Origin of the sequence: Gaiella sp. (assembly GCF_035558935.1) — a bacterium.
Taxonomy (GTDB): Bacteria; Actinomycetota; Thermoleophilia; order Gaiellales; family Gaiellaceae; genus Gaiella.
Genome location: NZ_DATMBZ010000022.1, coordinates 1 through 22568, shown reverse-complemented (window position 1 = coordinate 22568; position 22568 = coordinate 1). Strand labels below are relative to the sequence as shown.

Sequence of the window (22568 nt, the reverse complement as noted above, 5' to 3'; positions counted from 1 at the left end):
CATGAAGATGACCAGTGCGATTTCCATGGCCTCATTGTCGCTGAGCAGGTACTATTAGGTCAAGTCGAGGTTTTCATGACTACGATCACTCAACCTGATCAATGGCTGGGCGTCGAGGTGCGCCACTTCGCCGCGCTCGACGCAGTCGCGCGCGAAGGCTCGTTCGGCCGTGCGGCCGACCGGCTCGGCTACACGCAGTCCGCCGTGAGCCAGCAGATCGCGACGCTAGAGAAGCTCGTCGGCGAGACGCTGGTCGAGCGTCCGGGAGGCCCGCGGGCTGTGTCGCTCACCGAGGCCGGCAAGCTGCTGCTGCGGCATGCGGAGGCGATCGTCGCGCGGCTCGACGCGGCCAAGGCGGACATCGCAGCGCTCCGCGCCGGCGAGACCGGCACGCTCCGGGTCGGTACCTACCAGTCGATCGGCGCGCGCGTGCTGCCCGGCGTCATGCAGCGATTCCTGCGGGACTGGCCCGGGATCGAGCTCGGGCTCTCGGAGCCGGGGACCGACCCCGAGCTCTACGGCGCGATCGAGTCGGGCGAGCTCGATCTGGCGTTCTGCAGCCCCCCGCTCCCCGACGGCCCGTTCGAGGCGCTCGAGGTCATGAGCGACCCCTACGTCCTCGTCGTCCCCGGAGACAGCCCGCTCGCGGAGCGGAAGTCGGCGTCGCTGGACGATCTCGGCGACCACGTGTTGATCGGGTCGAACACCTGCGCGAGCGGCCTCGTCGTCGAGGACGAGCTTCACGACCGGGGCTACGAGGTCGACTACGGCTTCCGCTCCGATGACAACGGCACGCTCCAGGGCCTCGTGGCCGCCGGGTTCGGCGTCGCCCTGATGCCGCTGCTGGCCGTTGCGCCGGGGGACGACCGCGTCAAGGCGATCCGGCTCGTGCCCAAGGTCCCGCGGCGCGTCGTCGCGGTCGTCTGGCACCGCGACCGGCATCGCTCCCCCGCGGCGCGGGCCTTCGTCGAGATCGCCCGCGACGTCGCCGCCGACGTCGAGCGCGAGCTCGTCGAGCCCTAGCTTCTAGAGCCGTTCGACGACGGCTGCGATCGCCTGGCCCTGCCCGATGCACATCGACGCGACGCCGTAGCGCGCATCGCGTCGCTCGAGCTCGGCGAGCAGAGTCGCGGTGATCCGGGCGCCGGTGGCGCCGAGTGGGTGCCCGAGCGAGATGCCGCTGCCGTTCGGATTGACGTCGCCCGCCTCCCACCGCTCGTGGAGCCCCGTGTCCTTCAGGAACTGGAGCACGACCGACGCGAACGCCTCGTTCACCTCGATCACGGCGATGTCGTCCCAGGTCAGGCCGGCCTTGGCGAGCGCTCGCTCGCTCGCAGGCGGGTTCCCGTGGAGCATGCGGTACGGATCGACCCCGGCGAGGCCGAACGAGACGAACCGACCGCGCGGCTCGAGACCGAGCCGTGACGCGGCCGCCTCGCTCGTGACGAGCATCGCGGCGGCTCCGTCGACGATCGCGCTCGAGTTCCCCGCGGTGATCTTGCCGCCCTCCTTGAAGGCCGGCTGGAGCGAGGCGAGCTTCTCGAGCGACGTGTCGCGCCGTGGGTTCTCGTCGACGCCGACGAGCACCGCGGCGCCGCCTGCTCCGACCTCGACCGGCACGATCTCGCGCTCGAAGCGGCCCTCGTCGATCGCGGCGATCGCCCGCCGGTGGGACTCGTACGAGTACTCGTCCAGCGCCTCGCGCGAGATGTCCCATTCGTCGGCGATCACCTCTGCGGAGATGCCCTGCGGCACGACCTCCCACCGCTCGTAGAGCTTCGGCGAGAAGCCCTCGAAGCCGTTCGCGGTCAGGTTCGAGCCCATCGGGACGCGAGACATGGACTCGACCCCGGACGCGACGACGACGTCCAGGTGGCCCGCCTGGATCGCCGCGGCAGCGTTGAACGCGGCCTGCATCGAGGAGCCGCACTGGCGGTCGACGGACGTGCCGCACACCGTCTCGGGCCATCCCGCGACGAGCGACGACATCCGCGCGACGTTCAGCGCCTGCTCCCCCACCTGGCTGACGCAGCCCATCTGGACGTCCTCGATTTCTCCGGGATCGACGTCGAGCCGCCCGACGAGGCCGTTCAGGATCTGCGCGGCGAGCTCCTCCGCGCGCACGCCCGCGAGCGCGCCGTTCCGCCTGCCGATGGGCGTCCGCACCGCGTCGACGATGAGCGCGTCGGTCATGGTCGTGAACGTAGCACCGCGCGCCGGGCGTAGAGTGGACGCATGGCCGTCACGGCGACCGAGCGCAAGCTGCTCATCGGCGGCGAATGGGTCGAGACCGGCGATTGGCTCGAGGTCGCCTCGCCCTACGACGGGGCTCTCGTCGCGCGGGTCCCGAAGGCCGGCGCCGACGAGGCACGGGCCGCGATCGACGCCGCAGAGGCGGCGATGCGCGCTCCCCTCCCCGCCCACAAGCGCGCCGAGATCCTCGTGCGGGTGGCGGGTGCGCTCGGCAAGCGGGCCGACGAGGCCGCGCGCCAGATCGCGGCCGAGGCGGGCAAGCCGCTGAAGGCCGCCCGGGTCGAGGTGGCGCGGGCGATGTCGACCTACACGATGGCGGCCGTCGAGGCAAGGAAGCTCGCCGGCGAGATGGTCCCGATGGACGCGTCGCAGGCGGGTGAGGGAAAGCTGGCGTTCACGATGCGGCTCCCGGTCGGCGTCGTCGGCGCGATCAGCCCGTTCAACTTCCCGCTCAACCTCGTCGCGCACAAGATCGCGCCCGCGCTCGCGGCCGGTTGCGCGGTCGTCCTCAAGCCCGCCTCGCAGACGCCGCTCTCGGCGCTCTTCCTGGCTGAGCTCGAGCACGACGCGGGGCTGCCTGCCGGCTGGCTGAACGTCCTCGTCGGCCCGTCCTCCGAGATCGGCGACGTCATCGTCGAGGACCCCCGCGTCGCGCTCGTCACGTTCACCGGCTCGGGCGCGGTCGGGTGGAAGCTGCGCGAGCGCGCGCCGCGAAAGCGCGTCAACCTCGAGCTCGGAAACGCGACGCCCGTCATCGTCGAGCCGGACGCCGACGTCGACGACGCCGCGGGCCGCTGCGCGGCGAACGCCTTCTCGTTCGCGGGCCAGAGCTGCATCTCGGTACAGCGGATCTTCGTCCAGGAGGACGTCTACGACGCCTTCCGCTCCGCGTTCGTACCTCGCGTCGAGGCGCTCAAGGTGGGCGATCCGTCGGACGAGGAGACCGACGTGGGCCCGCTGATCAGCCGCGAGGACCGCGATCGCGTGCTCGAGTGGATCGAGGAAGCCCGGGCGGGCGGTGCGACGATCCTCACCGGCGGAGAGCTCGTGGGCGACCTGCTCGCGCCGACCATCGTCGAGCGGCCCCCCGCCGACTCGCGGCTCGCGTGCGACGAGGCCTTCGGGCCCGTCTGCACGCTCCAGCCGTACGGGGCGCTCGAGGAGGCGATCGAGCTCGCCAACGCGACGCGCTACGGCCTCCAAGCGGGCATCTTCACGACGAACGTACGGGCGGCTCTCTCGGCCGCCCGCAGCCTCGAGTTCGGCGGCGTGACCGTCAACGAGGCGCCGACCTTCCGCGCCGACCAGATGCCCTACGGCGGCGTCAAGGAGTCGGGCAACACCCGCGAAGGGCCGGCCTGGGCGGTGCGGGAGATGACCGAGGAGCGGCTGGTCGTCCTCCAGCTCTAGTGCCTGCCGCCGGGGAGGCTAACCTCCGCCCCGTGCCCCTCTTCAACCGCCAGCCACCCGCTCCCGCGGCCGGTGACCTCCGGCGCGAGCGGCGGGCACTCTTGCTTCTACGGGAAGACCGCCTGCGCGATCTCGGCGGATTGACGCTCGAGATGTACCGCCGGGACCATTTCAACGAGGCGCTCGTCGTCGAGCGGTGCGCCGAGCTCGTCGCGATCGAGGCGCGCGTCTCGGAGATCGACGCGCACCTGAAGGGCGCCGGCCTGCGCCGTCGGCAGCGCGCGATCTGCGTCTGCGGAGCACCGATGCTCATCGGCGCGCGCTTCTGCCCGAGCTGCGGCCGCGCATTCGACGTCGAAGCCGTCGCCGCCGAGGACACCTCGGCGTGAGCGCCGAGGCCTCGGCCTGCCCCCGCTGTCGAGCACCGATCGCCGCAGGGCAGGAGTACTGCCTGGAATGCGGCCTTCGTCAACCCGGACGGAGACGGCTCGGAGCGCTCCCGCACGAGACGCGGGGCTTGCGGCTTCGGATCGCCGGCCTCGCGGCTGTGGCCTGCGCGGGCGCAGCGGTTGCGGTCGCCGTCGCGGCGGACGACACCGGCCCGGAGCGCATCCTCACGGCGACCGGCGGAAGCGTGACGGCGCGCACGCCCGAGGTCGAGCCCCGCAGCCGACTCGTCGTCTGGCCCCGCGCACGAGAGGGATGGACGATCGTGCTCGCCTCGATCCCGAAGACGAAGGGCCGCGACGAGGCCGTCGCCGTCGCGCAGCAGGCACGGACGCACGGCCTGACCCGCGTGGGAGTCCTCGACTCCTCCCGGTTCGCGAGCCTGCGGCCCGGGTACTGGATGACGTTCTCCGGCCGCTACCAGAGCGAGGCGGACGCAACGGGCTCGCTGCGGCGCGCCCGGGCGGCGGTAAAGGGTGCACGCGTGCAGCGGATCGAGCCCTGAGGCGGGCTCGCCGCAGGCCCGGCGCGAGCGCGTCGCGTACGCAATCTTGACAACGATCGTGACGAGTTTGTAACAGCGGGCGGAACAGGGTAGACTCGCCCTCGGACAGGCTCCGGCCGCCCCTCGAAGGCGAGCGGCCAGGCGAACGACGGACGGGAGACGGATCCGTATGGAAGCCAACCTCGCGCAGCTTCAGTCGTGCATGTACCAGTACTCGCGTGCGATCTATCGCTCGATCAAGGATCTGATCGATCCCTACGTGGACGACCCGACGCGCCTCGAATACCGGCGTGCCGTGCTGTGCGAGTGCGAGGAGACGATGTCTCGCCTTGCTCACGATCCGCACTACTTCGCGCGTCCCGACCGATCGCTCTTCCAGGACATCCGGCGGTACTTCCCGATCACCGCGCAGGCACACGTTGCCTGGGCGGTGAAGGAAGGCGTCACCGCGGCAGTCGGCTTCATCGAGACCCAGCTCGAGGCCGGCCTGCTCGACGGAGGAATCAGCCGCTGCAAGGCCACGACCCGCAAGGGCAAGGCGTGCCAGAGGACGCCGCTCCCCGGGCGCGACTACTGCCCGTCGCACCAGCATCTCGAGCGCACGACGCTTGCGGCCGCCGCCCGGGCCGCGTAGGCACCTCGTTCGCTCACCCGTTCCAGAGTGCCTCTGAACCGCCTCCAGAGGCACATTTCGCATCCCGCGAACTGTGCCCCGCGGTAGGCTCATTTCCATGTCGCACGACGCCGACAAGCTCATCCGGCAGCTCTCGCTCGTTGCCTTCCTGATGGCGGAGCGGCGTCCGCTCACCGCACGGGACGTCAAGGGGAACGTCGAGGGCTACTCCGAGATGTCGGACGAGGCCTTTGCGCGCCGGTTCTACTCCGACCGCGCAGAGCTGACGGCGCTCGGCGTGCCGCTCAGCTCACAGCGGGACGAATTCACGGGCGAAGAGCTCTACACCCTCCGCTCCGAGAACTACTTCCTCGACCAGCTCGACCTCGACGAGGACGAGCTCGCCGCCCTCCAGACCGCCCTCTACACGCTCGAGGGCAAGTTCGCGTACGCCGAGCCGCTGCGGCTCGCGCTCCAGAACCTCGCCCTCGGCCGACCGGGCTTCCGGCACGCGCCGACCGCGACCGCCGAGCGCGTGCGCGTCACGGCGCCGGACTACTCGCCCGAGCTCGCGGCGCGCCTCTCGAAGCTCGAGGCCGCGATCTCGAAGCAGCGCACCATTCAGTTCCGCTACTGGTCGCCCGCCCGCGACCGGGAGACGGAGCGGAAGGTCAACCCGTACGCGCTGCGGCTCGACGAGGGTGTCTGGTACGTCGTCGGCCACGACCTCGACCGCGACGCGACGAGGACCTTCCGCGTTGCGAGGATCCGCTCGGACATCCGTTTCGCGACGCGCCGCGAGCGCGACTTCCGGCTCCCGGCGGAGTTCGACGTGGAGGCCTACCGCATCGCACGGCCGTGGCAGATCGGGCCGCGGGCCGGCGTTGCGCGGATCGGGGTGCAGGGCGACACCGCCTGGTGGGTCCACCGCACGCTCGCCGACGCGGGAGCCGTCGTCGACGGCGTCTTCGAGACCTCCTACTCGACGCTGGGGCCGCTCGTGTCGTGGATCCTGCGCCAGAACGGGCGCGCCGTTCCGCTCGAGCCACCCGCGCTGCGGGATGAGGTGCGCGACGCGCTGCGTCGGCTCCGGGAGCGGCATACGGGCGCCGCGCCCGAGCACGCGCGTGAGCGGCGCGCCGAGCCCAGGCCGGTCGTCGAGCGGCCGACCGCAGGCCCGGTCGCACCGGAGCGGTTCGGTGTGCTGCAGGCGCTGCTCGCGCACCTGCTCTCGGCGTGCGGGGAGGAACGGAGCACCGACCTCGACGCGGACGAGCTCGCCGAGCGGTTCTCGCTCCCGCGCGAGGAGCTCCAGGAAACGCTCTCGCTGCTCAACCTCGTCAACTTCGGCGGAGGGTGCTACACGGTGTATGCCGAGGTCGACGACGACGCGAATCGCGTCCACGTCGACAAGGAGCTGTACGGCGACGTCTTTCGCAAGGCGCCGAAGCTCACACCGCTCGAAGCGCGAGCGATCCGGCTCGCGATCGAGTACATCGGCCCGACGATCGCCGCCGAGGCCGACACGCCGCTCGATCGCGTGCGGAAGAAGCTCGAGGAGACCTTCGGCCAGTTCGAGCTCGCACCGACAGCCGCGACGCGCGCGGCGAACGACGAGGAGGCGCTGGTGCGCACGCTCTCGGACGGGGCGGACAAGCGGCGCCTCGTCGAGCTCGACTACCTGAAGGAGGGCGAGGAGGAACCGGTCACGCGTCTCGTCGAGCCGTACACGATCGAGCGCGAGCTGCCGTACTGGCGCGTGCACACGTGGGACCGGACGGTCGACGGCCCGCGCACCTACCGCCTCGACCGGATGCGGTCCGCACGGCTCACACGCGAGCGCTTCGAGCCGCGCGACGGTTTCGACCCCAACTACCTCTCGGAGCCCGCGATCGCACGGCTCTGGCACGCACAGCCGATCGCTCGCTGGAAGCTCGAGCGCGGCGCCCGTGCCCTGACCGACAAGTCGGCGGTCGCAGACGTGACGTTCAAGACCGAGGAGTGGCTCCTCTCCGAGGTGCTCGCCGACCGGGGCGAGACCGTCGTGCTCGAGCCGGCCGGGCTTCGACGCGCCGTCGCGGCGCGCGCCCAGGCGCTGCAGTCCGAGCTTGGGCTCAGCACTCGCCGGAAGCGGACGGCAGAGACAGCCTGAAGCACGTTCCCGGCCGGGTGCCGGAAACGAGCTCGAGCGCCCCGCCGTGCGCCCCGGCGATCTCGCGGCCGAGCCAGAGCCCGAGCCCCGACGACTCGACACCGCTCGCGCCGCGGGCGAAGGGGTCGATTCCGGCAGCAATTCCCGCTCCGTCGTCGACGACGTCGACGACGACCCGGCCGTTGCGCTCGCTCACCGCGATCTCGACGCGCGTCCCGTGCCGCAGCCCGTTGGCGATCAGGTTCGCGAGCACCTGGCGCAGACGTGTCGGATCACCGTGCACGAAGGCTGCGCCGGCGACCGAGACCCGGACGCGCTCGCCCCCGAACGTCGATGCGAGCGCACCGAGGTCGACGCGCTCCCGGCGAAGCGAGACGAGCTCGCTGTCGCCCAGGATCCGCTCGACGTCGCGCGCAGCCGCAAGGGCGAGAAGGAACAGTCGCCTCCGCTCGGCCGGAGGGACCGTCGGCGCCGCCGCGGCGAGCGCGGAGAGCGCCGCAACGGGGCTCCGCAGCTCGTGGGCGACGACCTGCAGGCGCTCGCGGTGGATCCGCGGGTTCGTGGGCCGTGGCTTCAGCCTCGCCCCCCTTCCAGCCGCGACCGGTCGGCGACCGGCGCGAGCGCACGTCGCGCGGCTGCCCGCACGGCGGGCTCCGGGTCGTCGACGTAGCGCGCGGCGACCTCCGCCTCGCCCTCCCCCCCGACGTTCCCGATCGCCACGAGCGCGTTCCGCCGGAGCCAGCGAGGAGCGTTTCTCGGCACGTAGAGCCGCTCGAGCTCCGCCACGAGGTCGTCCCCTTCTCGCTCCAGCCAGTCGACGAGGGAGACGACCGGCTGTGAGCCCTCCGGCAACGGGTCGCCGCCGCGTCGCTTCTCGACGCCGCGGTTCCACGGGCACACCTCCTGGCAGATGTCGCAGCCGTAGACGCGATCCTCGAGCGCGTCCATGACGTCCTCCGGCATCTCCCCCGCGGTTTGCGTCCAGTAGGAGAGGCATCGGGTGGCGTCGAGGACGCCGGGCTCGTCCAACGCCCCGGTCGGGCAAGCGTCGATGCAGAGCGTGCAGCTCCCGCAACCCGCGTCGAGCGGCGGCGTCGAATCGAGCTCGACGTCGGTCACCAGGGCTCCGAGCACGACCCACGATCCGTGCGTCCGCGTGATGAGCATCGTGTTCTTGCCGATGAAGCCGACGCCGGACCGCTCGGCTCCCGCCCGGTCGACGTGCTGGTTCGCGTCGACGAGCACGCGGTAGGACCCACCGAGCCGCCGTCCGAGGGCGTCCAGCCGCTCGCGCAGGTCGGCGTAGTGGTCGCTCCACGCGTAGCGCGGCAGGCGACCTTCGCCGGCGGCCGGCTCGGGCGAGCCGACGTAGTAGCACAGTGCCGCGGAGACGACCGTGCGGGCGCCGTCGAGCAGCGTCTCCGGGTGACAGGAGACCTCGGGCTGCGCCATCGTGAAGCGCATCGTCCCGAAGAGGCCCCGGGCTCGCCGCTCGCCGATGTGACGCTCGGTCTCGGTGTACGGCGCGGCGGGCGCCGCGCCGACGACGTCGAGGCCGAGCTCGTCGGCAAGCCGGCGCAGGTCATCGGTCGTCATGCGAGGATCGTGCCATGCTCGCTGCACGGATCCACGAAGACGGAGGGCCCGAGGTGCTCCGGGTCGAGGAGGTCCCCGACCCGGTCGCCGCCCGCGGCCAGGTGCTCGTGAGGCTTCGTGCGGCGTCGCTCAACCACCTCGACATCTGGGTGCGCAAGGGCCTGCCCTCCGTGCCGAAGCCCAGGATCCTCGGTGCCGACGGCGCCGGGGTCGTCGAGGCGCTCGGCGAAGGCGTGGACGGGCTCGAGCCGGGACAACGGGTTGTCTTGAACCCCGGGATGGAGCACGGGGACGCGATCACGGTGATCGGCGAGCACACCGACGGGACGCATGCCGAGCTGATCGCGGTCGACGACGCACAGGTCTTTCCACTCGACGACTCCCTCACCTTCGAGGTCGCCGCGGCCTTCCCGCTCGTCTACGAGACTGCCTACCGAATGCTCGTGACACGCGCGGCCGTGCAGGCGGGCGAATGGGCGCTGATCTGGGGCATCGGCGGCGGCGTCGCGACGGCCGCTTTCGAGATCTGCCGTGCTCTCGGAGTGCGCACCATCGTCACGTCGGGCGACGACGACAAGCTCGCCCGCGCGGTCGAGTGGGGTGCCGACGTCGGGGTCAACCATGCGAAGGGCGACGTCGTCGGTGCCGTGCGCGAGACGACGGGGAAGGGGGTCGACGTCGTCGTCGAGTCGGTCGGAGAGGCGACGTGGGCCCGGTCGCTCGCGGCGGTGCGGCCGACCGGCCGTGTCGTCGTCTGCGGCGCCACGAGCGGACCGAACCCGCCGGCGCAGCTCCACCGCTTCTGGTGGAAGCAGCTGACGGTGCTCGGCTCGAGCATGGGGACGCGCGAGGACTTCCTCGGCGCGTACGACCTCGTCCGCACGGGCCGCGTGGGCGTGCACGTCGATCGGGTCTACCCGCTGTCGGAGATCCGCGCCGCGCACGAGCGGCTCGAGGCGGGCGAGCAGCTGGGGAAGATCGTCCTGGTCATGCCGGACGAGGGATCGTGATCCTCGGGGACTGGCCCCGCAGGGGCCTGTCCCCCGCGAGGCGAGGCGTCACGGGGATGCGCCCCTAGCGGGGACCGACCCCTGGGCCTGAGCTACGGTACGGCCATGATCACGAAGGACGACGTCGTCGAGGCGCTCCACGACGTTGAGGACCCGGAGCTCGGGATGGACATCGTCGAGCTCGGCCTCTACTACGACGCGGAGATCGAGGGCGAGCGGGTGAAGGTCATCCATTCGCTCACGTCGATGGGTTGCCCCGCCGGGCCGATGATCCAGGAGAACATCCACGACGCGGTGGCGGCGCTGCCGGGCGTCGAGCAGGTCGAGGTCGAGCTGACCTTCGACCCCCCGTGGACGCCGGACCGCATGTCGGACGACGCGAAGTTCATCCTCGGGTTCGGGTAGACACCTCGACGGGTGTCCAGCCGAAGGAGGCGCGGCTTCAGCCGCGCCTCTGCATTTCTCCTCTGACGGGTGATTTGGTAAGACGTAGCGATGAGCCGGCTCCGCGGAGCCCTCACCGCAGCTCTTCTAGTGGCTTGCGCGCTCACCGCCACCGCGACCGCCACGGCTACCGCCGGCTGCCCGGCCACGGTCTCGGACGGCTTCGGCCCGTTCGGTCGCGGCTCGCCCCCTGTGCGGGCGTCCATCGGGAAGGGACATGTGCTGACGGGCGTGATCCTCTCGTCGCTCGACTGCCGGCCGATCCCCGGCGCCCGGATCGAGCTCTGGCAGTCGAACAGGAAGGGCGGCTACGTCCGGGCGCTGAGCGCGACGGTCCTGGCCGACCGGAACGGGCGCTTCCGGTTCGAGGGCCCGTATCCGGCGTCGTACGAGGGTCGCCCGGCCCACATCCACCTGAGGATCGTGGCCCGGGGCTACGAGCCACTCCTCTCACGCTACGAGCCCCACGGGGCCCGCCGAGGGACCGTGCGCCTCGTGTTGTTGCCGCAAGCGGTGTAACGGATCAGCCGAGGAGCCGCACCTCTTCCCTGCGCTCGCGCGCGAAGAAGTGGATGCCGTCGTCGAAGCGCACCCAGTTGCAGCGCATGCACATGATCAGCGAGTGCGTCCTCGCGGAGTCGGCCATGAAGCGGACGCCCCGGAGCAGGTCGCCGTTCGTGACCCCTGTCGCGACGACGATCACGTCGCCCGGAGCGAGGTCCTCCTCCGTGAAGACGTGCGAGATGTCCTCGACTCCGATCTCCCGTGCCGCGTCGATCTGCGTCCGCGTCGTCGGCCAGAGCTGCGCCTGCATGCCGCCGCCGAGGCAGCGCAGAGCGGCGGCGGTGAGCACGGCCTGACGTGTCCCGCCGATCCCGATCGCGAGGTGGTCGTTCGTCCCGCGGATCGCGGCGGAGATCGACGCGGTGACCGTGCCGTCACCGATCAGCTTGATGCGGGTCCCCGCGCTCCGGAGCTCCTCGATCAGGTCGTGATGGCGCGGCCGGTCGAGCACGAGCGCGGTGATGTCGAGCGGCTGGCGCCCGAAGCTCTCGGCGACCTTCTGGACGTTCTCCGCAACCGGTCGGTCGAGGTCGATCACGTCGCGCGCTCGTGGGCCCACGGCGATCGAGCGCATGTACATGTCCGGCAGGCGCCGCAGCGCGCCCTCGGGCGCGACGGCGAGCATCGCCATCGCTCCGACGCCGCCGCGTGCGACGACGGCTCGTCCCTCGATCGGGTCGAGTGCGAGGTCGACGCGCTGGCCGCCCGCTCCGACCGTGCCACCGGGCAGCAGCGTCTCGCCGGTGCGCGCGCCGATGACGACCTCGCCCTCGATGGGCAACTCGTCGAGCGCCGACTTCATCCCGCTTGCCGCGGCGTCCTCCGCCGCCTCCTCGTCCGCCCGTCCGAGCCAGCGAGCCCCGGCGAGCGCCGCCCACTCGGTCGCCCGGGCGTACCGGGTGCAGAGGCAGTCGGCCACGTGCCGACTCTAGTGGCAACTCACACGCGCGCGAGCTGGTCGGCGGTCGAGAGGACGAGGTCGAGGACTTCGCCCATCGCCTGGTCGAGCGTCGAGTTCATGATCACCGGCACGTCGCACCGCTCCGCCCGCTCGATCAGCGCGCCCTGGATCATGCGGATCTCGGGCATGCCGTCGATGTACTTCTCGAGGGGCCTCAGACCCTCTGTCGCGTGATCGCGGACCCAGAAGTGGCTTCGGTGCAGATCCTCGTCCTCGATCGCGACCAGGCACTGGACGACAATCGCGTTGCCCCGCTCGATGTCCACCATCCCGGGCACCAGGTGGACGCCCTCGAGCACCATCGACCAGCCCTCGGCGAGCGAGCGGTCGATCGCCGCCTCGACGCCGACGAGGACGTTCCGCGTCTGGTCGAGGAAGCCAAGCAACCGCGCGTCGCCGGCCTCGTCCTCTTCCGCCTTCGTGAGCGCGAGCCCCGCCTCGAAGCTCGAATAGTGCACCGACGGCATGAACGCCGGAGAGAAGAAGGCCCGCATCGTCTGCCGGATGAAGTCGGTCGACGTCACACGCGTGATCCCGAGCCTGTGTGCGGCCTCCGTCGCGATCGTGGACTTCCCGGTGCCGGTCGCGCCGCCGACGAGCAGGATGATCGGCACGTCGAGCTGGCGGAGCGCGTGGAGGCGCCGGAGCCGCCGCATCGTGCGCCCGCCCTCGGCCTCGCCGAGCACCTCGGCCGCGAGGTCGGCGAGCCGGTCGAGGTCGACCCGGTCGGTGCCGCGCTCGGTCATGTCCGCGTCGACGCGGCGCGCGAGCTCGTACGCGCGAGTGACGGTGAGACCGGTGGCCGCGAGCGCGCGCGACATCAGGCCCTTCGACCAGGGCGGGCCCTCGTCGCCGCCGAGCGGAAGAGGCGCGAGGTACCGGCGCTCGCTCACTGGACGGCCTCGGAGGCGAAGGACAGAGTCTCCGACGCCAGCCTGTCGAGCTCGAGATCGAGGGACGGCTCGCCCGGTAGCGGGACGACGTCGTTCGAGGCGATGACGATCCGCACGCCGCGCCGCGCGGCTTCCTCGGCGACGACGTCGACCGCGGCAGCCTTCAGCTCGACCAGGAAGACATCGGCGTCCGCACCCGCCAGGTCGTCCCGCAACCGGCCCCGGTCGGAGAGGTTGCCCGAGACGGACGTCACCCGCGCGCCGTGGGCCTGCTCGAGGTGCGCCGCGAGCCGATCGTGGTGCGTCGCCGGCGCGGTGCAGAAGAACGCGACACGCTCGCCGGATACGGGCTCGAGCGGGCGCGGCCGGAGCACCGTGCGGACGACCTGCGCCCACGGCCGCAGGTTGCCGCGGAGCGCGCGTACGAGCTCCTCGTGCGGCGCCTCGTTCTCGGCCATCGTCACGACGACGAGGTCGGAGATCCGGGCACGGTAGGCGTTCAGGTAGCCGGCCGCGATCTCGACGGGCTGGGCGGCGGATACGACGAGCAGGCGGCGGGTGGCCGCCACGGGCGGGAGCGCCGCGCCGCTGCCGTCGAGCAGGACGAGCTCGGCGCCGAGACCTGCCGCGATCGACACACCCTCGACGACGTTCGACACGGCGACCGCTCCCGCCAGGCCCCCGCCGCAGCGGCGACAGCCGACCGTGGTCACACCGGCGACGACGGCCGTCTCGAGGTGGTCGGACGCGGCGTGGCGCCCGTCCCGCGACATGTCCAGCAGCGCCTCGACGGTCGGCCTGACGAAGATGACCTCGGGCTCTGGCGGGCCCCCTCTGCCCATCGCGACGACGACGACGCGGCGCGTCAGCGCCAGCCGCTGGGCGACGTGGCCCGTCACAGCCGTCTTGCCGACGCGCTTTCCCGTGCCGATCACGGCGAGCGTCGGGACGTCGACCGCCGTCGCGTCGGGCGGGTCGAAGCGGAAGTCCGGCCCCTCGTAGGGCACACCGAGCGCCAACGTCCTGCTCGCGAGCGCCATGCGTTCGGGCGGCCCCAGCACCGGCTCGTCCGAGAGATCGAGGACGACGTCCGGAAGATGCCGCTCGATCGCGGCCTCGAGCGACGGCTCCAGCGGAACGCCGTAGCCGGGATCGTCGCCGCGCAGCTTCTCGACCCCGCCGACGAGCACGGCCGCGACGACGAGGTCGTCGATCTCCTCGAGTGCGTCCCTGACGACGGGTGGGTAGTGCTCGCCGTCCACGATGGCGACCACGCGTCTCATCCTCGCGTCGTCACCTCCCGCTCGATCCGGCCCGTGTACTTCTCGTACTCGAACGTCTCGGTGGAGAACTGGATGATCCGCTCCTCGCCGTGGAAGGGGTGTCTCCTCGAGATCGAGACGTGGTTGCCGTGCACCTCGACGACGTTGTAACAGGGCCTGGTGTTCCCCCGGAGGCGCAGAGACGAAACGGTGCCCGTGGTCACGACGAATAGGTGTTCGAGGCGCCATGCGTAGGGCACGTGCTTGTGCCCGGAGAGAACGAGGTGCACGCCCGCCCGGAGCAGGCACTCGATCGCGTCACCCGCGTCGTATACGACGTTCCGCTCGCGCCCCGTTCCGGGGACGGGCAGCAGGTGGTGGTGGAGGACGAAGATCTTCAGCTTGGCCGGCTCGGCCGAGAACTGCTCCTCGATCCACGCGTAGCGGCCCCGCCCGATCTGCCCGTGGTCGAGGTCCGGCTCGGTCGAGTCGACCGCGACGACGGTCACGCCGTCCTTGCGCAGGACGGACGACCGGCTCCCGAAGAGATCCTCGAAATGGACGTAGCCGACGTTCCGGGCGTCGTGGTTTCCAGGGACCACGACGAACGAGTCGCAGTCGATCTGGTCGAGGTACTGGCGCGCGAGCTGGTACTCGTGCTTGAACCCGAACGTCGTCAGGTCGCCGGAGCAGATCACGATGTCTGGCCTGAGCTCGTTGACCTCCGAGATCGCTCGCTCGAGCAGCGCGGCCTCGAAGTACGGGCCGCCACAGTGCAGGTCGGACAGGTGGGCGATCCGGAACGGGCGTTCGCCGACGGCCATCGGACGCAGTGTACGGCCGCCGTACGGGAACCGACAGTCCGGCGAGTGGACCGGCGGTTGCGACCGCGAAGGCGGGCGCCTTCAGGCATCTGCCCGCCTCCGTCCGGAATCAGCGGCGCGATTCCGCTTCCGCGGAATCGCGCTCCGCGAGCGAGAACGGGGGCCGTCCGAGCCCCTCGCTACTCTCGAAGCGGTGCCCGAGTCGCCCAGGGAAACCGCCGAGTTCCAGGCATATCGCGGCGCCGAGCCGCCGCGCTTCGTCAACGGCGCCGAGCGCGAGTGCGCGAGGATTCTCGACTGGTACGGAATTCCCTGGGAGTACGAACCGCGGTCGTTCGTGCTCGAGCGCGACGCCGAGGGACGCGTCACGCGAGCGTTCACGCCGGACTTCTACCTCCCGGAGCAGAACCTCTACATCGAGGTCACGGTGATGAAGCAGTCGCTCGTCACCCGCAAGAACCGAAAACTCCGTGAAGTGCGGCGCCTCTACCCGGACGTCAGGGTGAAGCTGTTCTACCGGCGGGACATCGAGCGCCTCGCGCAGCGGTACCGGCTGCGGATCGCATCGTGAGCCGGCGGAGCGCCGCCGAGCGCCTGCGTGCGGATGGGCAGCCGATCGGCGAGGTCTACCTCGAGCGCGAGGAGATCGCCGCGCGGGTGGCCGAGCTCGGCCGGGAGATCGCCGCCGCCTATACGGGACGCATGCCTCTCCTCGTCGCGCCGCTCAAGTCGAGCACCGTGTTCCTCGCCGACCTCTCGCGCGCCCTGGACCTCGACCACCAGATCGACGTGATCGAGCTCGCGCCGTACTCGAGCGGCGGGCCGGGCGGCGGAGTGCGACTTCTCAAGGATCTCGACTGCCCGCTCGAGGGCCGCGACGTCCTGCTCGTCGAGGACGTGGTCGACACCGGGCTGACGCTCGCGTTCCTCACTCGCTGCTTCGCGGAACGTCGGCCCGCGAGCCTCGCGGCCGTGACCCTCCTCGACCGGCCGTATCGCCGCCTCGTCGAAGACATCTCTCTGCGGCACATCGGTTTCACGGTCCCCGACGAGCTCTTCGCAGGCTACGGCCTCGGGCTCGACGAGCGCTGGCGGGCGTTGCCGGACCTCCATGTCGTCGCGGTCGACGAGCTTCCGGCCGCGATCGACGCTGCGTGACCGGCGTCCGAGCGCTTACAGGTAGCCGAGCGGGTCGACGGCCGAGCCGTTCACGCGAACCTCGAAGTGCACGTGCGGCCCGGTGGAGTTGCCCGTGTTGCCCGAATAGGACACGACCTGGCCCGCAGTCACCGACTGGCCGACGCCGACTCCGAGCGACGAGTTGTGCGCGTAGGCGGTCGAGAGGCCGTTGCCGTGGTCGACCACCACGAGGTTGCCGTAACCGCCCATCCAACCGGCGTAGATGACGGTCCCCGCCCCCGCCGCACGCACGGGCGTGCCCTCGGCGACGGCGATGTCGATGCCCTCGTGCATCCGCCCCCAGCGGAGGCCGAAGCCGCTCGTCACGGGTCCGGAGACGGGCCAGCCGAGCACACCGCTGCCGGACGGCACGACGACCGGCACAGAGGACGACTGCTGCTGGGCCTGGCGGATGCGCTCCGCGAGCACGGCGCTCTGCTCCTCGAGGGCGTCGATCTCCGCGAGCGTCGACGCGCGATCGTCGCGGATCGAGGCAAGCGTCGCCGACTTGTCTCTCCTCGCCGCGACGAGGGCATCACGGCTCGCGACGAGCCGGGACACGACATCCTGCTGCTCGCTGGTCGCAGACGCCACCGCTGCTTCGACGTGCGCCGCCTCGACGCGAGCTGCTTTCGTGCGCCGTCTGGCGTCGGCGACGCCGTCGCGGCTCGCCTTGACCCGCGCCGCAATCCGCTCGTCCTGGCGGCCGATCCGGTTCAGAAGGTCGAGGTTGTCGATCAGGTCGGCGAAGCTCGCCGTCCCGAGCACGAACGCCAGCGCGTCCGGGCCGTCGGTCATGTAGAGCTCGCGAACTCGCTGCTCGAGCCGGATCAGAGCCAATCGGTACTCGCCGCGCAGCCGCCCGAGCCGCTCGGTCTGACGGGCGATCGTGCCGTCGAGCGCTGCAAGGCGCGCGCGGGCCCCGGCGAGCTGTCCCCGCAGAACCGAGAGTCGCGCCTGCTGCGCCCGAACGCCTGCCTCGAGCTCGCGCACCTGTCCTGCAACCGCGCTCAGCTGCTCGGTGAGCACGCCCGCTTTCTGGTCGGCGGCCGCGGCACGGCCGCGCAACGTGTCGATGCGGCCGTCGATCCGCGCCTTGTCGGTGCCCGGATCGCCCGCCGCCGTCCCGGCGACGAGCAGCAGGCAAAGGATCAACACCCCTGCGGCGGCCGGGCCGAGCCCGGCTCGACGACCCATCAGGCGCTCTTCGCGCTCTCGGTCCGAGTCCCTCCCCGCGGCATCGCACGGACGCGATCCAGCTCTCGGAGCGCCTCTGCCGCGTCGCGCCGCAGAACGCCGACGACGGCGCGGTAGTCCTCGTCGGAGATGCGGCCGGCGCGGTGGTCGGCCTCGAGCTCCTTGAGCGCGGCGAGGGCGCGGTCGCGCGCCTCCTCGGCCTCGAGCCGCTCGCGCTCCGCCGCATCGAGCTCGTGGAGGGCGTCCGAGTCGGGCGTCGGTTCGCGAAGGAAGGGGAGCGCGACCACGACGACGACGGCGACGGCCAGCGCCGCGCCGAGCACGAGCCACAGGCTCACGTCGTGGCGGTGCGCTCCCGGCGCTCACCCACAGTCGCGTACCGCGTGGCGAGGCGCCGCTCCTCGCGCGCGTCGGGCCAGAGCGTGATCACGGAGCCGAGCACGAAGACGAGACCGGCGAGCCAGATGAGGTTGACGAGCGGCTTGACGAAGATGCGGAAGAACACGGTGCCGTCGTCGTTCACCTGCTCGGCGATGACGAAGAGGTCTTCTCCGGTCAACTTGTCGGAGCGGATCCCGACCTCGTTTGAGACCTGTTGCTCCACGCTGTAGGCGTTCTTGCCGGCCTTGATCGTGCCGAGCGAGTCGCCCCCGCGCCTGACGTTCAGGACGGCGCGTATCTCCGTCGCGTTGGCCGCGTCCTTCTCCGTCAGATTGCGGTACGTGAGCGTGTAGCCCCCGACCGCGAGCGACTCTCCGCGGGCGAGCTTCCCTTCCACGACCGAGTCGTACGCGCTCGAGCCCGCGACGCCGATCGCGAGCAGGACGACCGACGCGTGGACGACGTACCCGCCGTAGCGGCGACGATTGCGCCCGACGAGACGGCTGAACGCGGTCGGGACGCTCTCACCCGTCAGTGCTCGGCGGGCAGCGGTGCCGCGGGAGAACTCGAGCGCGATCGTCGCGAGGACGAACGCGGAGAACGTGTACGCGATCAGTCCGGGGATCGAGGAGCCGGCCCCGAACGCGATCAGCGCGACGCCGGTCGCGGCCGCGACGGCCGCCGGCCACGCGAAGACCCGCGCCAGCCCTCGCAACGAGGCGCGCCGCCAGGCGACGAGCGGCCCGATCCCCATCAGCAGTAGGAGCGGCAGGCCGAAGATCCGCAGGAAGAAGTCGTAGTAGGGACGGCCGACGACGACCGCTTCGCCGCGCACCGCCTCGGAGACGATCGGCCACGCCGTCCCCCAGAGGATCGTCAGGCAGAGCGCGACGAGGAGCAGGTTGTTGTAGAGAAACGTCGCCTCGCGCGAGACGAGCGACTCGAGGCGGGCCGTCGTGCGGAGTTGCGGGAGCCGCAGCCAGATCATCGTCACGGAAAAGACGACGGCGACCACGATGAAGGCCAGGAACCACGGGCCGATCGCGCTCTGCGTGAAGGAATGGATCGAGCTGACGACGCCGGAGCGGGTCAGGAAGGTGCCGAAGAGCGAGAGGCAGAACGCGAGGCTCACGAGCGTCACGTTCCACACCCGCAACATCCCGCGCTTCTCCTGGATCATCACCGAGTGCAGGTATGCCGTCGCCGCGAGCCACGGCATGAGCGCCGCGTTCTCGACGGGGTCCCACGCGTAGTAGCCGCCCCAGCCGACCTCCTGGTAGGCCCAGTGCGCGCCGAGGAGCTGGCCGACACCGAGCGCGGTCCAGGCCACGATCGTCCACCGCCGCGTCGCGACGATCCAGCGCTCGTCCATCCGCCCGGAGAGCAGCGCCCCCATCGCGAAGGCGAACGGAACCGCGAGGCCGACGTACCCGAGGTAGAGCAGCACCGGGTGCGCCACCATGTACGGGTTCTGGAGACTCGGGTTGAGCCCGTTCCCGTCCGCGGGCGCAGGGATCGTGTCGAAGGGGCTCGAGACTCCGACGAGAAGCCAGCTGAACCCGACGGCGATCCCCCCGAGGACGGGCGTCACCCAGACGACGAGATCACGGGCGCGCTTGCGCGCGAACCACACGGCGAGCGCCGAGTAGCCGGTGAGGACGAGCAGCCAGAGCAGAAGCGACCCCTCCTGCCCGCCCCAGAAGGCGGACAGCTTGTACGCGAACGGCAATGCGCGGCTCGAGTGGCCCGCGACGTACGCGAGCGAGAAGTCGTCGCGGAGGAAACCGGCCACCAGAACGGCGGCGGCGACGAGCGTCGAGAAGAACGACGCGATCAGCGCGTTCCGAGCCGAGAGCGCCAGCCGTCGCCGGCCGAGCGCCGCGGCCGCCGCGCCCGCGACGAGCGCGTAGGCGGAGAGCCCGAGGGTGATGACGAGGGCGGCGCGTCCCAGCTCGGCCATCGACCGCTACGTCTTCGCGGCCTGGTACTTCGACGGGCACTTCGTGATCATCGAGCCCGGCTTCGTCACGAAGGTGCCGTCGGCGCGCTGCGTCCCGGTCACGACGACGTCGCGGCCCACACGGAAGAGGTCGGGCACGGAGCCCTTGTAGACCACCGTGACGCGCTGCTTGTTCGCGCCCTTGATGTCCTCGAGCACGAACTTGAGGCCGGCGCCGTGCGCGTCGCCGGTCGGCGTGCCGACCACCCGACCCGCGAGGGAGACCTCGCCGGTCTTCGCCGCGAGCTCGCTCGGCGACACCGACGGCGTCCCTCCGCCCGCGAGCGACGTGTAGAGCAGGAAGACCGCGAGCACCGCCGCGACGGACAGCGCGACCACGAGCCTGGCAGGCGACGAGGACCGTGCCATGACCGACAGTCTAGAGACAAGCCGTCCGGCGCTCGGAGGGTGCCCGACCCCCGCGGCGCTCGGCATGGAAACGCGCCTCTGCCGGACCACGCTTCAGGGGTCAGGCACCTTCGGTGCCGACCCCGAGGGGTCTAAGCCTCGGCGGCGTCGCGCTGCCGCCTCGGCACCTCGTACCCGTGGTCGAGGCAGAGCGCTCCCGGCGCGTCCTCGGTCAGCGCGTCGCAGTACCCCTTGCCGTACGCGGCCCGCATGAAGGCTGACACCACTTCGAGGTTCCACTCGGCGATGTCGGCGGCCTCGCGCCAGAGGTCCGTGAGGCGAAGGTCGATGTCGAGCTCGAGGAGGTCGATGCGTGTGGGCTGGGCCATGTCGCGAGGGTACGGGACCGGTCGGACGACATCCCCGGTTTGCAGGGGGTTAGAGTCGCCGGATGGGCCGAGTCAGGGTCGGGTCGGCGCGCATACCCGATCGCGACGCTCCCGAGCGGGCGGTGGAAGTGCTGCTCGAGCGCGGCTACGACGCCTGCGAGATCGACTTCGAGTCCGGCTTCTGGATGGGCTACCCCTGGGCGGAGCGGCTCGGCGAGCTCGCCCGTGAGCACGACCTCGCGCTCTCGGTGCACGCGCCGCTCTTCGGGTGGGTCGGCCATCTCGAGGCGACCGGCCGCAAGTGGTCGTCGGCGCTCGGCGCGCTCGACCGGAGCGCCGGGATCGCCGCCGCGTGCGGCGCCGAGGTCGTCGTGTTCCACCCGGGATTCCTCCTCGGCCGTAGCCGTGAAGACGCGATCGACGCGGTCGTCGAGCAGCTCGCCCTCGTGCGCGAGCGACTGGAGGGGAAGGACCGGGCCGTGCCGTTCGGGATCGAGGTCATGGGGCGCGTCCGCGACCTCGGCTCGCTCGACGACTGCGTCGAGATCAGCCGTCGCGCCGGCTGGGTGCGTCCGGTCGTCGACTTCGCGCACATGCACGCGACGAGCGACGGCGCGTTCGTCGAGCCCGAGCCGTTCCGCGAGGCGCTCGAGCTCGTGGACGGCGTGCTGCCGAGCGGCGCTCCGTTCCACCTCCACTTCTCGGACATCGCGTTCGCGAACCGCAACGAGACGAAGCATCTGCCCTACGGCGAGGGCACGCTCCGCGCCGACCCGCTCCGCGTTGCGCTCGACGGCTTCGATCGGCCTGCCACGGTGATCTCGGAATCGCCGGACGAGCGCTCGAGCCAGGCGATCCGGGCGGCGCTCGTCGGGTGAAACGATCAGATGATGGGTGCGGCGCTCTCGGGCTCGAGAAGCCTCGCCAGCCGCTCCTCGATCGCCGCCGCCTCGTCGTCGCGGCCCCGGTCGCGAAGGAAGCGAGCATAGGCGGCGAGCGGCTCGGGCTCGGAGTTCCGGTAGTCGGTCGCCGCGAGCGAGTCGATCGCGTCGCGGAGCAGGAGCTCCGCCTCGTCGTCGCGCCCCTGGGCGGCCCGGACGAGCCCGAGCACCATGCGGACGTTCGCCCGCGACATCGTGTCCTGCATCCCGACCGTCTCGACGGCAGAGAGCGCCCACCGCTCGGCCTCCTCGACGTGGCCCTTCGCCAGGACGAGCTCCGCGAGCGTCCGCTGCGCCTCGATCACCTTCGCGCGTTCCTGGAGCGCGAGGAGCGAGCGAACCGCCTCCCGGACGATCTGTTCGGCGCGGTCCGGATCGCCGCCCTGCCAGACGGCGAGGCCTTCGAGTTGCTGCGTCCGGCCGGCGTCGGAGGCCGCGCCGATCTCGTCGAAGAGGTCCCGCGCTGCGTGGAACTCGCGCTCCGCGTCGGCGAAGCGGCTTCGTCGGAGGTGGATCGAGCCACGGATCCGGGCCACCCAGGCGGTCGCCGAGAGGCTCCCGCTCGACTCCGCGAGCGCCGCCGCCGCGTCGAGCACCGCGTCGGCCCGCGAGAGCTCGAGTCGCGCGACGTGGGCCGCTGCGAGCTCGCCCAGCGCGAGGCTCTCGAGATCGGGGCGGTTCGCCTCGCGGGCGATCTCGAGCGCCTCGCCGGTGTACCGCTCGACGCCTTCCAGATCGCCCTCCCACCAGCCGATGCTCGAGAGGAGCGTCAGGGCGTCGGAGCGCGCGTCACCCGGGGCGCCGGCGAGGAGACCGAGCGCCTCGAGACCGAGCGTCCGCCCCTGCTCGACGTCGGCGTGGCGATTGAGGACGATCTCCGCGAGCTGGGTGAGCGCCAGCCCTTCGATCGTGCGCTCGCCGGCGGCCTGGGCGAGCGTGCGCACCTCCGCCATCTCGTCCTCCGCCGCGGGGAGCTCCCAGAGCCGCCATGCCGCGCGGGCGGCGTGAAACCGGCGCTCGAGGCTCGGCTCGAGCTCGATCGAGCGGAGCAGCAGCCGACGGGCCGTTCGGTTCGCCTCGCGGGCGAGCGCTCGGCAGCCGGCCCGCTCGAGCACGTCAGCGGCCTCCGCCCTCAGGTCGGCGGGAACCTGCCCGTCGAGCTCGGCGAGCAGCGCCGCCGCGCGATCGAGGTGGAAGGCC

Annotated in this window: 24 protein-coding genes and 1 pseudogene; 12 read left to right on the top strand and 13 right to left on the bottom strand. The window is 71.5% G+C overall.

Going from position 1 to position 22568, the window contains the following annotated elements; translation table 11 throughout:
• Window positions 1-75 precede the first annotated feature (75 nt).
• Window positions 76-1023: a LysR family transcriptional regulator gene (locus VNM44_RS02360; protein ID WP_325622184.1), complete on the top strand. Its 948-nt coding sequence runs from the start codon at window positions 76-78 to the stop codon at window positions 1021-1023.
• A gap of 3 nt (window positions 1024-1026) precedes the next feature.
• Here the strand turns inward: VNM44_RS02360 and VNM44_RS02355 are convergent, their stop codons facing one another.
• Window positions 1027-2193: a thiolase family protein gene (locus VNM44_RS02355; protein ID WP_325622182.1), complete on the bottom strand. Its 1167-nt coding sequence runs from the start codon at window positions 2191-2193 to the stop codon at window positions 1027-1029.
• Window positions 2194-2235: 42 nt separating this feature from the next.
• Between VNM44_RS02355 and VNM44_RS02350 the strand changes: the two genes are divergently transcribed.
• From VNM44_RS02350 to VNM44_RS02330, 5 genes are all read left to right on the top strand, one after another.
• Window positions 2236-3663 (top strand): aldehyde dehydrogenase family protein, encoded by a 1428-nt coding sequence (locus VNM44_RS02350; RefSeq protein ID WP_325622180.1) that lies wholly within the window; start codon window positions 2236-2238, stop codon window positions 3661-3663.
• A gap of 32 nt (window positions 3664-3695) precedes the next feature.
• The gene (locus VNM44_RS02345) at window positions 3696-4052 is read left to right on the top strand and encodes a hypothetical protein (protein WP_325622178.1); all 357 of its coding nucleotides are present in this window, start codon (window positions 3696-3698) and stop codon (window positions 4050-4052) included.
• Window positions 4053-4180: 128 nt separating this feature from the next.
• The gene (locus VNM44_RS02340; RefSeq protein WP_325622176.1) at window positions 4181-4615 is read left to right on the top strand and encodes a hypothetical protein; all 435 of its coding nucleotides are present in this window, start codon (window positions 4181-4183) and stop codon (window positions 4613-4615) included.
• A 169-nt stretch (window positions 4616-4784) separates the two neighbouring features.
• Window positions 4785-5249 (top strand): hypothetical protein, encoded by a 465-nt coding sequence (locus tag VNM44_RS02335; RefSeq protein ID WP_325622174.1) that lies wholly within the window; start codon window positions 4785-4787, stop codon window positions 5247-5249.
• A gap of 97 nt (window positions 5250-5346) precedes the next feature.
• Window positions 5347-7380 carry a WYL domain-containing protein gene (locus tag VNM44_RS02330; RefSeq protein WP_325622169.1) on the top strand — a complete coding sequence of 678 codons (2034 nt, stop codon included), beginning with the start codon at window positions 5347-5349 and terminating at the stop codon, window positions 7378-7380.
• Here VNM44_RS02330 and VNM44_RS02325 read toward each other — a convergent pair.
• Together VNM44_RS02325 and queG are read right to left on the bottom strand one after the other, a co-directional pair.
• Entirely contained in the window at window positions 7343-7663 is a 321-nt protein-coding gene (locus VNM44_RS02325; protein WP_325622168.1) for a HAMP domain-containing sensor histidine kinase, read from the bottom strand. The two genes, VNM44_RS02330 and VNM44_RS02325, sit on opposite strands and share 38 nt — an antisense overlap.
• A 290-nt stretch (window positions 7664-7953) precedes the next feature.
• A complete protein-coding gene (queG, locus tag VNM44_RS02320; protein WP_325622166.1) occupies window positions 7954-8976 on the bottom strand; it encodes a tRNA epoxyqueuosine(34) reductase QueG in 1023 nt (340 codons plus the stop codon).
• A gap of 14 nt (window positions 8977-8990) precedes the next feature.
• On the opposite strand from queG, the gene VNM44_RS02315 reads away from it, so the two are divergent.
• The 3 genes from VNM44_RS02315 (at window position 8991) to VNM44_RS02305 (ending at window position 10949) form a co-directional block, all read left to right on the top strand.
• Window positions 8991-9986 (top strand): zinc-binding dehydrogenase, encoded by a 996-nt coding sequence (locus VNM44_RS02315; protein WP_325622164.1) that lies wholly within the window; start codon window positions 8991-8993, stop codon window positions 9984-9986.
• A 105-nt stretch (window positions 9987-10091) separates the two neighbouring features.
• Entirely contained in the window at window positions 10092-10391 is a 300-nt protein-coding gene (locus tag VNM44_RS02310; RefSeq protein WP_325622162.1) for a metal-sulfur cluster assembly factor, read from the top strand.
• Between the two features lie 90 nt (window positions 10392-10481).
• Complete coding sequence (locus VNM44_RS02305) at window positions 10482-10949, top strand: hypothetical protein (protein WP_325622160.1); 468 nt, start codon at window positions 10482-10484, stop codon at window positions 10947-10949.
• A 4-nt stretch (window positions 10950-10953) separates the two neighbouring features.
• On the opposite strand, the gene VNM44_RS02300 is transcribed toward VNM44_RS02305, so the two are convergent.
• The 4 genes from VNM44_RS02300 to VNM44_RS02285 are packed head-to-tail and all read right to left on the bottom strand — an operon-like array spanning window position 10954 to window position 14934.
• Window positions 10954-11913: a fructose-bisphosphatase class II family protein gene (locus tag VNM44_RS02300; RefSeq protein ID WP_325622158.1), complete on the bottom strand. Its 960-nt coding sequence runs from the start codon at window positions 11911-11913 to the stop codon at window positions 10954-10956.
• Window positions 11914-11933: 20 nt separating this feature from the next.
• Window positions 11934-12848: a hypothetical protein gene (locus VNM44_RS02295; protein ID WP_325622156.1), complete on the bottom strand. Its 915-nt coding sequence runs from the start codon at window positions 12846-12848 to the stop codon at window positions 11934-11936.
• Complete coding sequence (locus VNM44_RS02290) at window positions 12845-14122, bottom strand: 2,3-diphosphoglycerate synthetase (protein ID WP_325622154.1); 1278 nt, start codon at window positions 14120-14122, stop codon at window positions 12845-12847. The genes VNM44_RS02295 and VNM44_RS02290 overlap by 4 nt, the downstream gene beginning before the upstream one ends.
• A gap of 5 nt (window positions 14123-14127) precedes the next feature.
• Window positions 14128-14934 (bottom strand): metallophosphoesterase, encoded by an 807-nt coding sequence (locus tag VNM44_RS02285; protein WP_325622152.1) that lies wholly within the window; start codon window positions 14932-14934, stop codon window positions 14128-14130.
• A 193-nt stretch (window positions 14935-15127) separates the two neighbouring features.
• On the opposite strand from VNM44_RS02285, the gene VNM44_RS02280 reads away from it, so the two are divergent.
• Window positions 15128-15505 carry a hypothetical protein gene (locus VNM44_RS02280; protein WP_325622150.1) on the top strand — a complete coding sequence of 126 codons (378 nt, stop codon included), beginning with the start codon at window positions 15128-15130 and terminating at the stop codon, window positions 15503-15505.
• Window positions 15502-16092 (top strand): phosphoribosyltransferase, encoded by a 591-nt coding sequence (locus VNM44_RS02275; RefSeq protein WP_325622148.1) that lies wholly within the window; start codon window positions 15502-15504, stop codon window positions 16090-16092. Before VNM44_RS02280 ends, VNM44_RS02275 begins: the two co-directional genes overlap by 4 nt.
• Before the next feature lie 15 nt (window positions 16093-16107).
• Here VNM44_RS02275 and VNM44_RS02270 read toward each other — a convergent pair whose 3' ends face one another.
• The 5 genes from VNM44_RS02270 to VNM44_RS02250 form a co-directional block, all read right to left on the bottom strand.
• Window positions 16108-17310, bottom strand: a complete 1203-nt coding sequence (locus tag VNM44_RS02270) for a murein hydrolase activator EnvC family protein (RefSeq protein WP_325622146.1) — start codon at window positions 17308-17310, stop codon at window positions 16108-16110.
• A complete protein-coding gene (locus VNM44_RS02265) occupies window positions 17310-17648 on the bottom strand; it encodes a hypothetical protein (RefSeq protein WP_325622144.1) in 339 nt (112 codons plus the stop codon). Before VNM44_RS02265 ends, VNM44_RS02270 begins: the two co-directional genes overlap by 1 nt.
• Window positions 17645-19651, bottom strand: a complete 2007-nt coding sequence (locus VNM44_RS02260) for a heme lyase CcmF/NrfE family subunit (RefSeq protein WP_325622142.1) — start codon at window positions 19649-19651, stop codon at window positions 17645-17647. The genes VNM44_RS02265 and VNM44_RS02260 overlap by 4 nt, the downstream gene beginning before the upstream one ends.
• Window positions 19652-19657: 6 nt before the next feature.
• The gene (locus VNM44_RS02255) at window positions 19658-20059 is read right to left on the bottom strand and encodes a cytochrome c maturation protein CcmE (protein WP_325622140.1); all 402 of its coding nucleotides are present in this window, start codon (window positions 20057-20059) and stop codon (window positions 19658-19660) included.
• Between the two features lie 131 nt (window positions 20060-20190).
• Window positions 20191-20427: a hypothetical protein gene (locus tag VNM44_RS02250; RefSeq protein WP_325622138.1), complete on the bottom strand. Its 237-nt coding sequence runs from the start codon at window positions 20425-20427 to the stop codon at window positions 20191-20193.
• Between the two features lie 62 nt (window positions 20428-20489).
• Between VNM44_RS02250 and VNM44_RS02245 the strand changes: the two genes are divergently transcribed.
• The gene (locus VNM44_RS02245; protein ID WP_325622137.1) at window positions 20490-21305 is read left to right on the top strand and encodes a TIM barrel protein; all 816 of its coding nucleotides are present in this window, start codon (window positions 20490-20492) and stop codon (window positions 21303-21305) included.
• Between the two features lie 5 nt (window positions 21306-21310).
• Here VNM44_RS02245 and VNM44_RS02240 read toward each other — a convergent pair.
• Window positions 21311-22568: pseudogene (locus tag VNM44_RS02240) on the bottom strand (hypothetical protein); the annotation flags it as partial.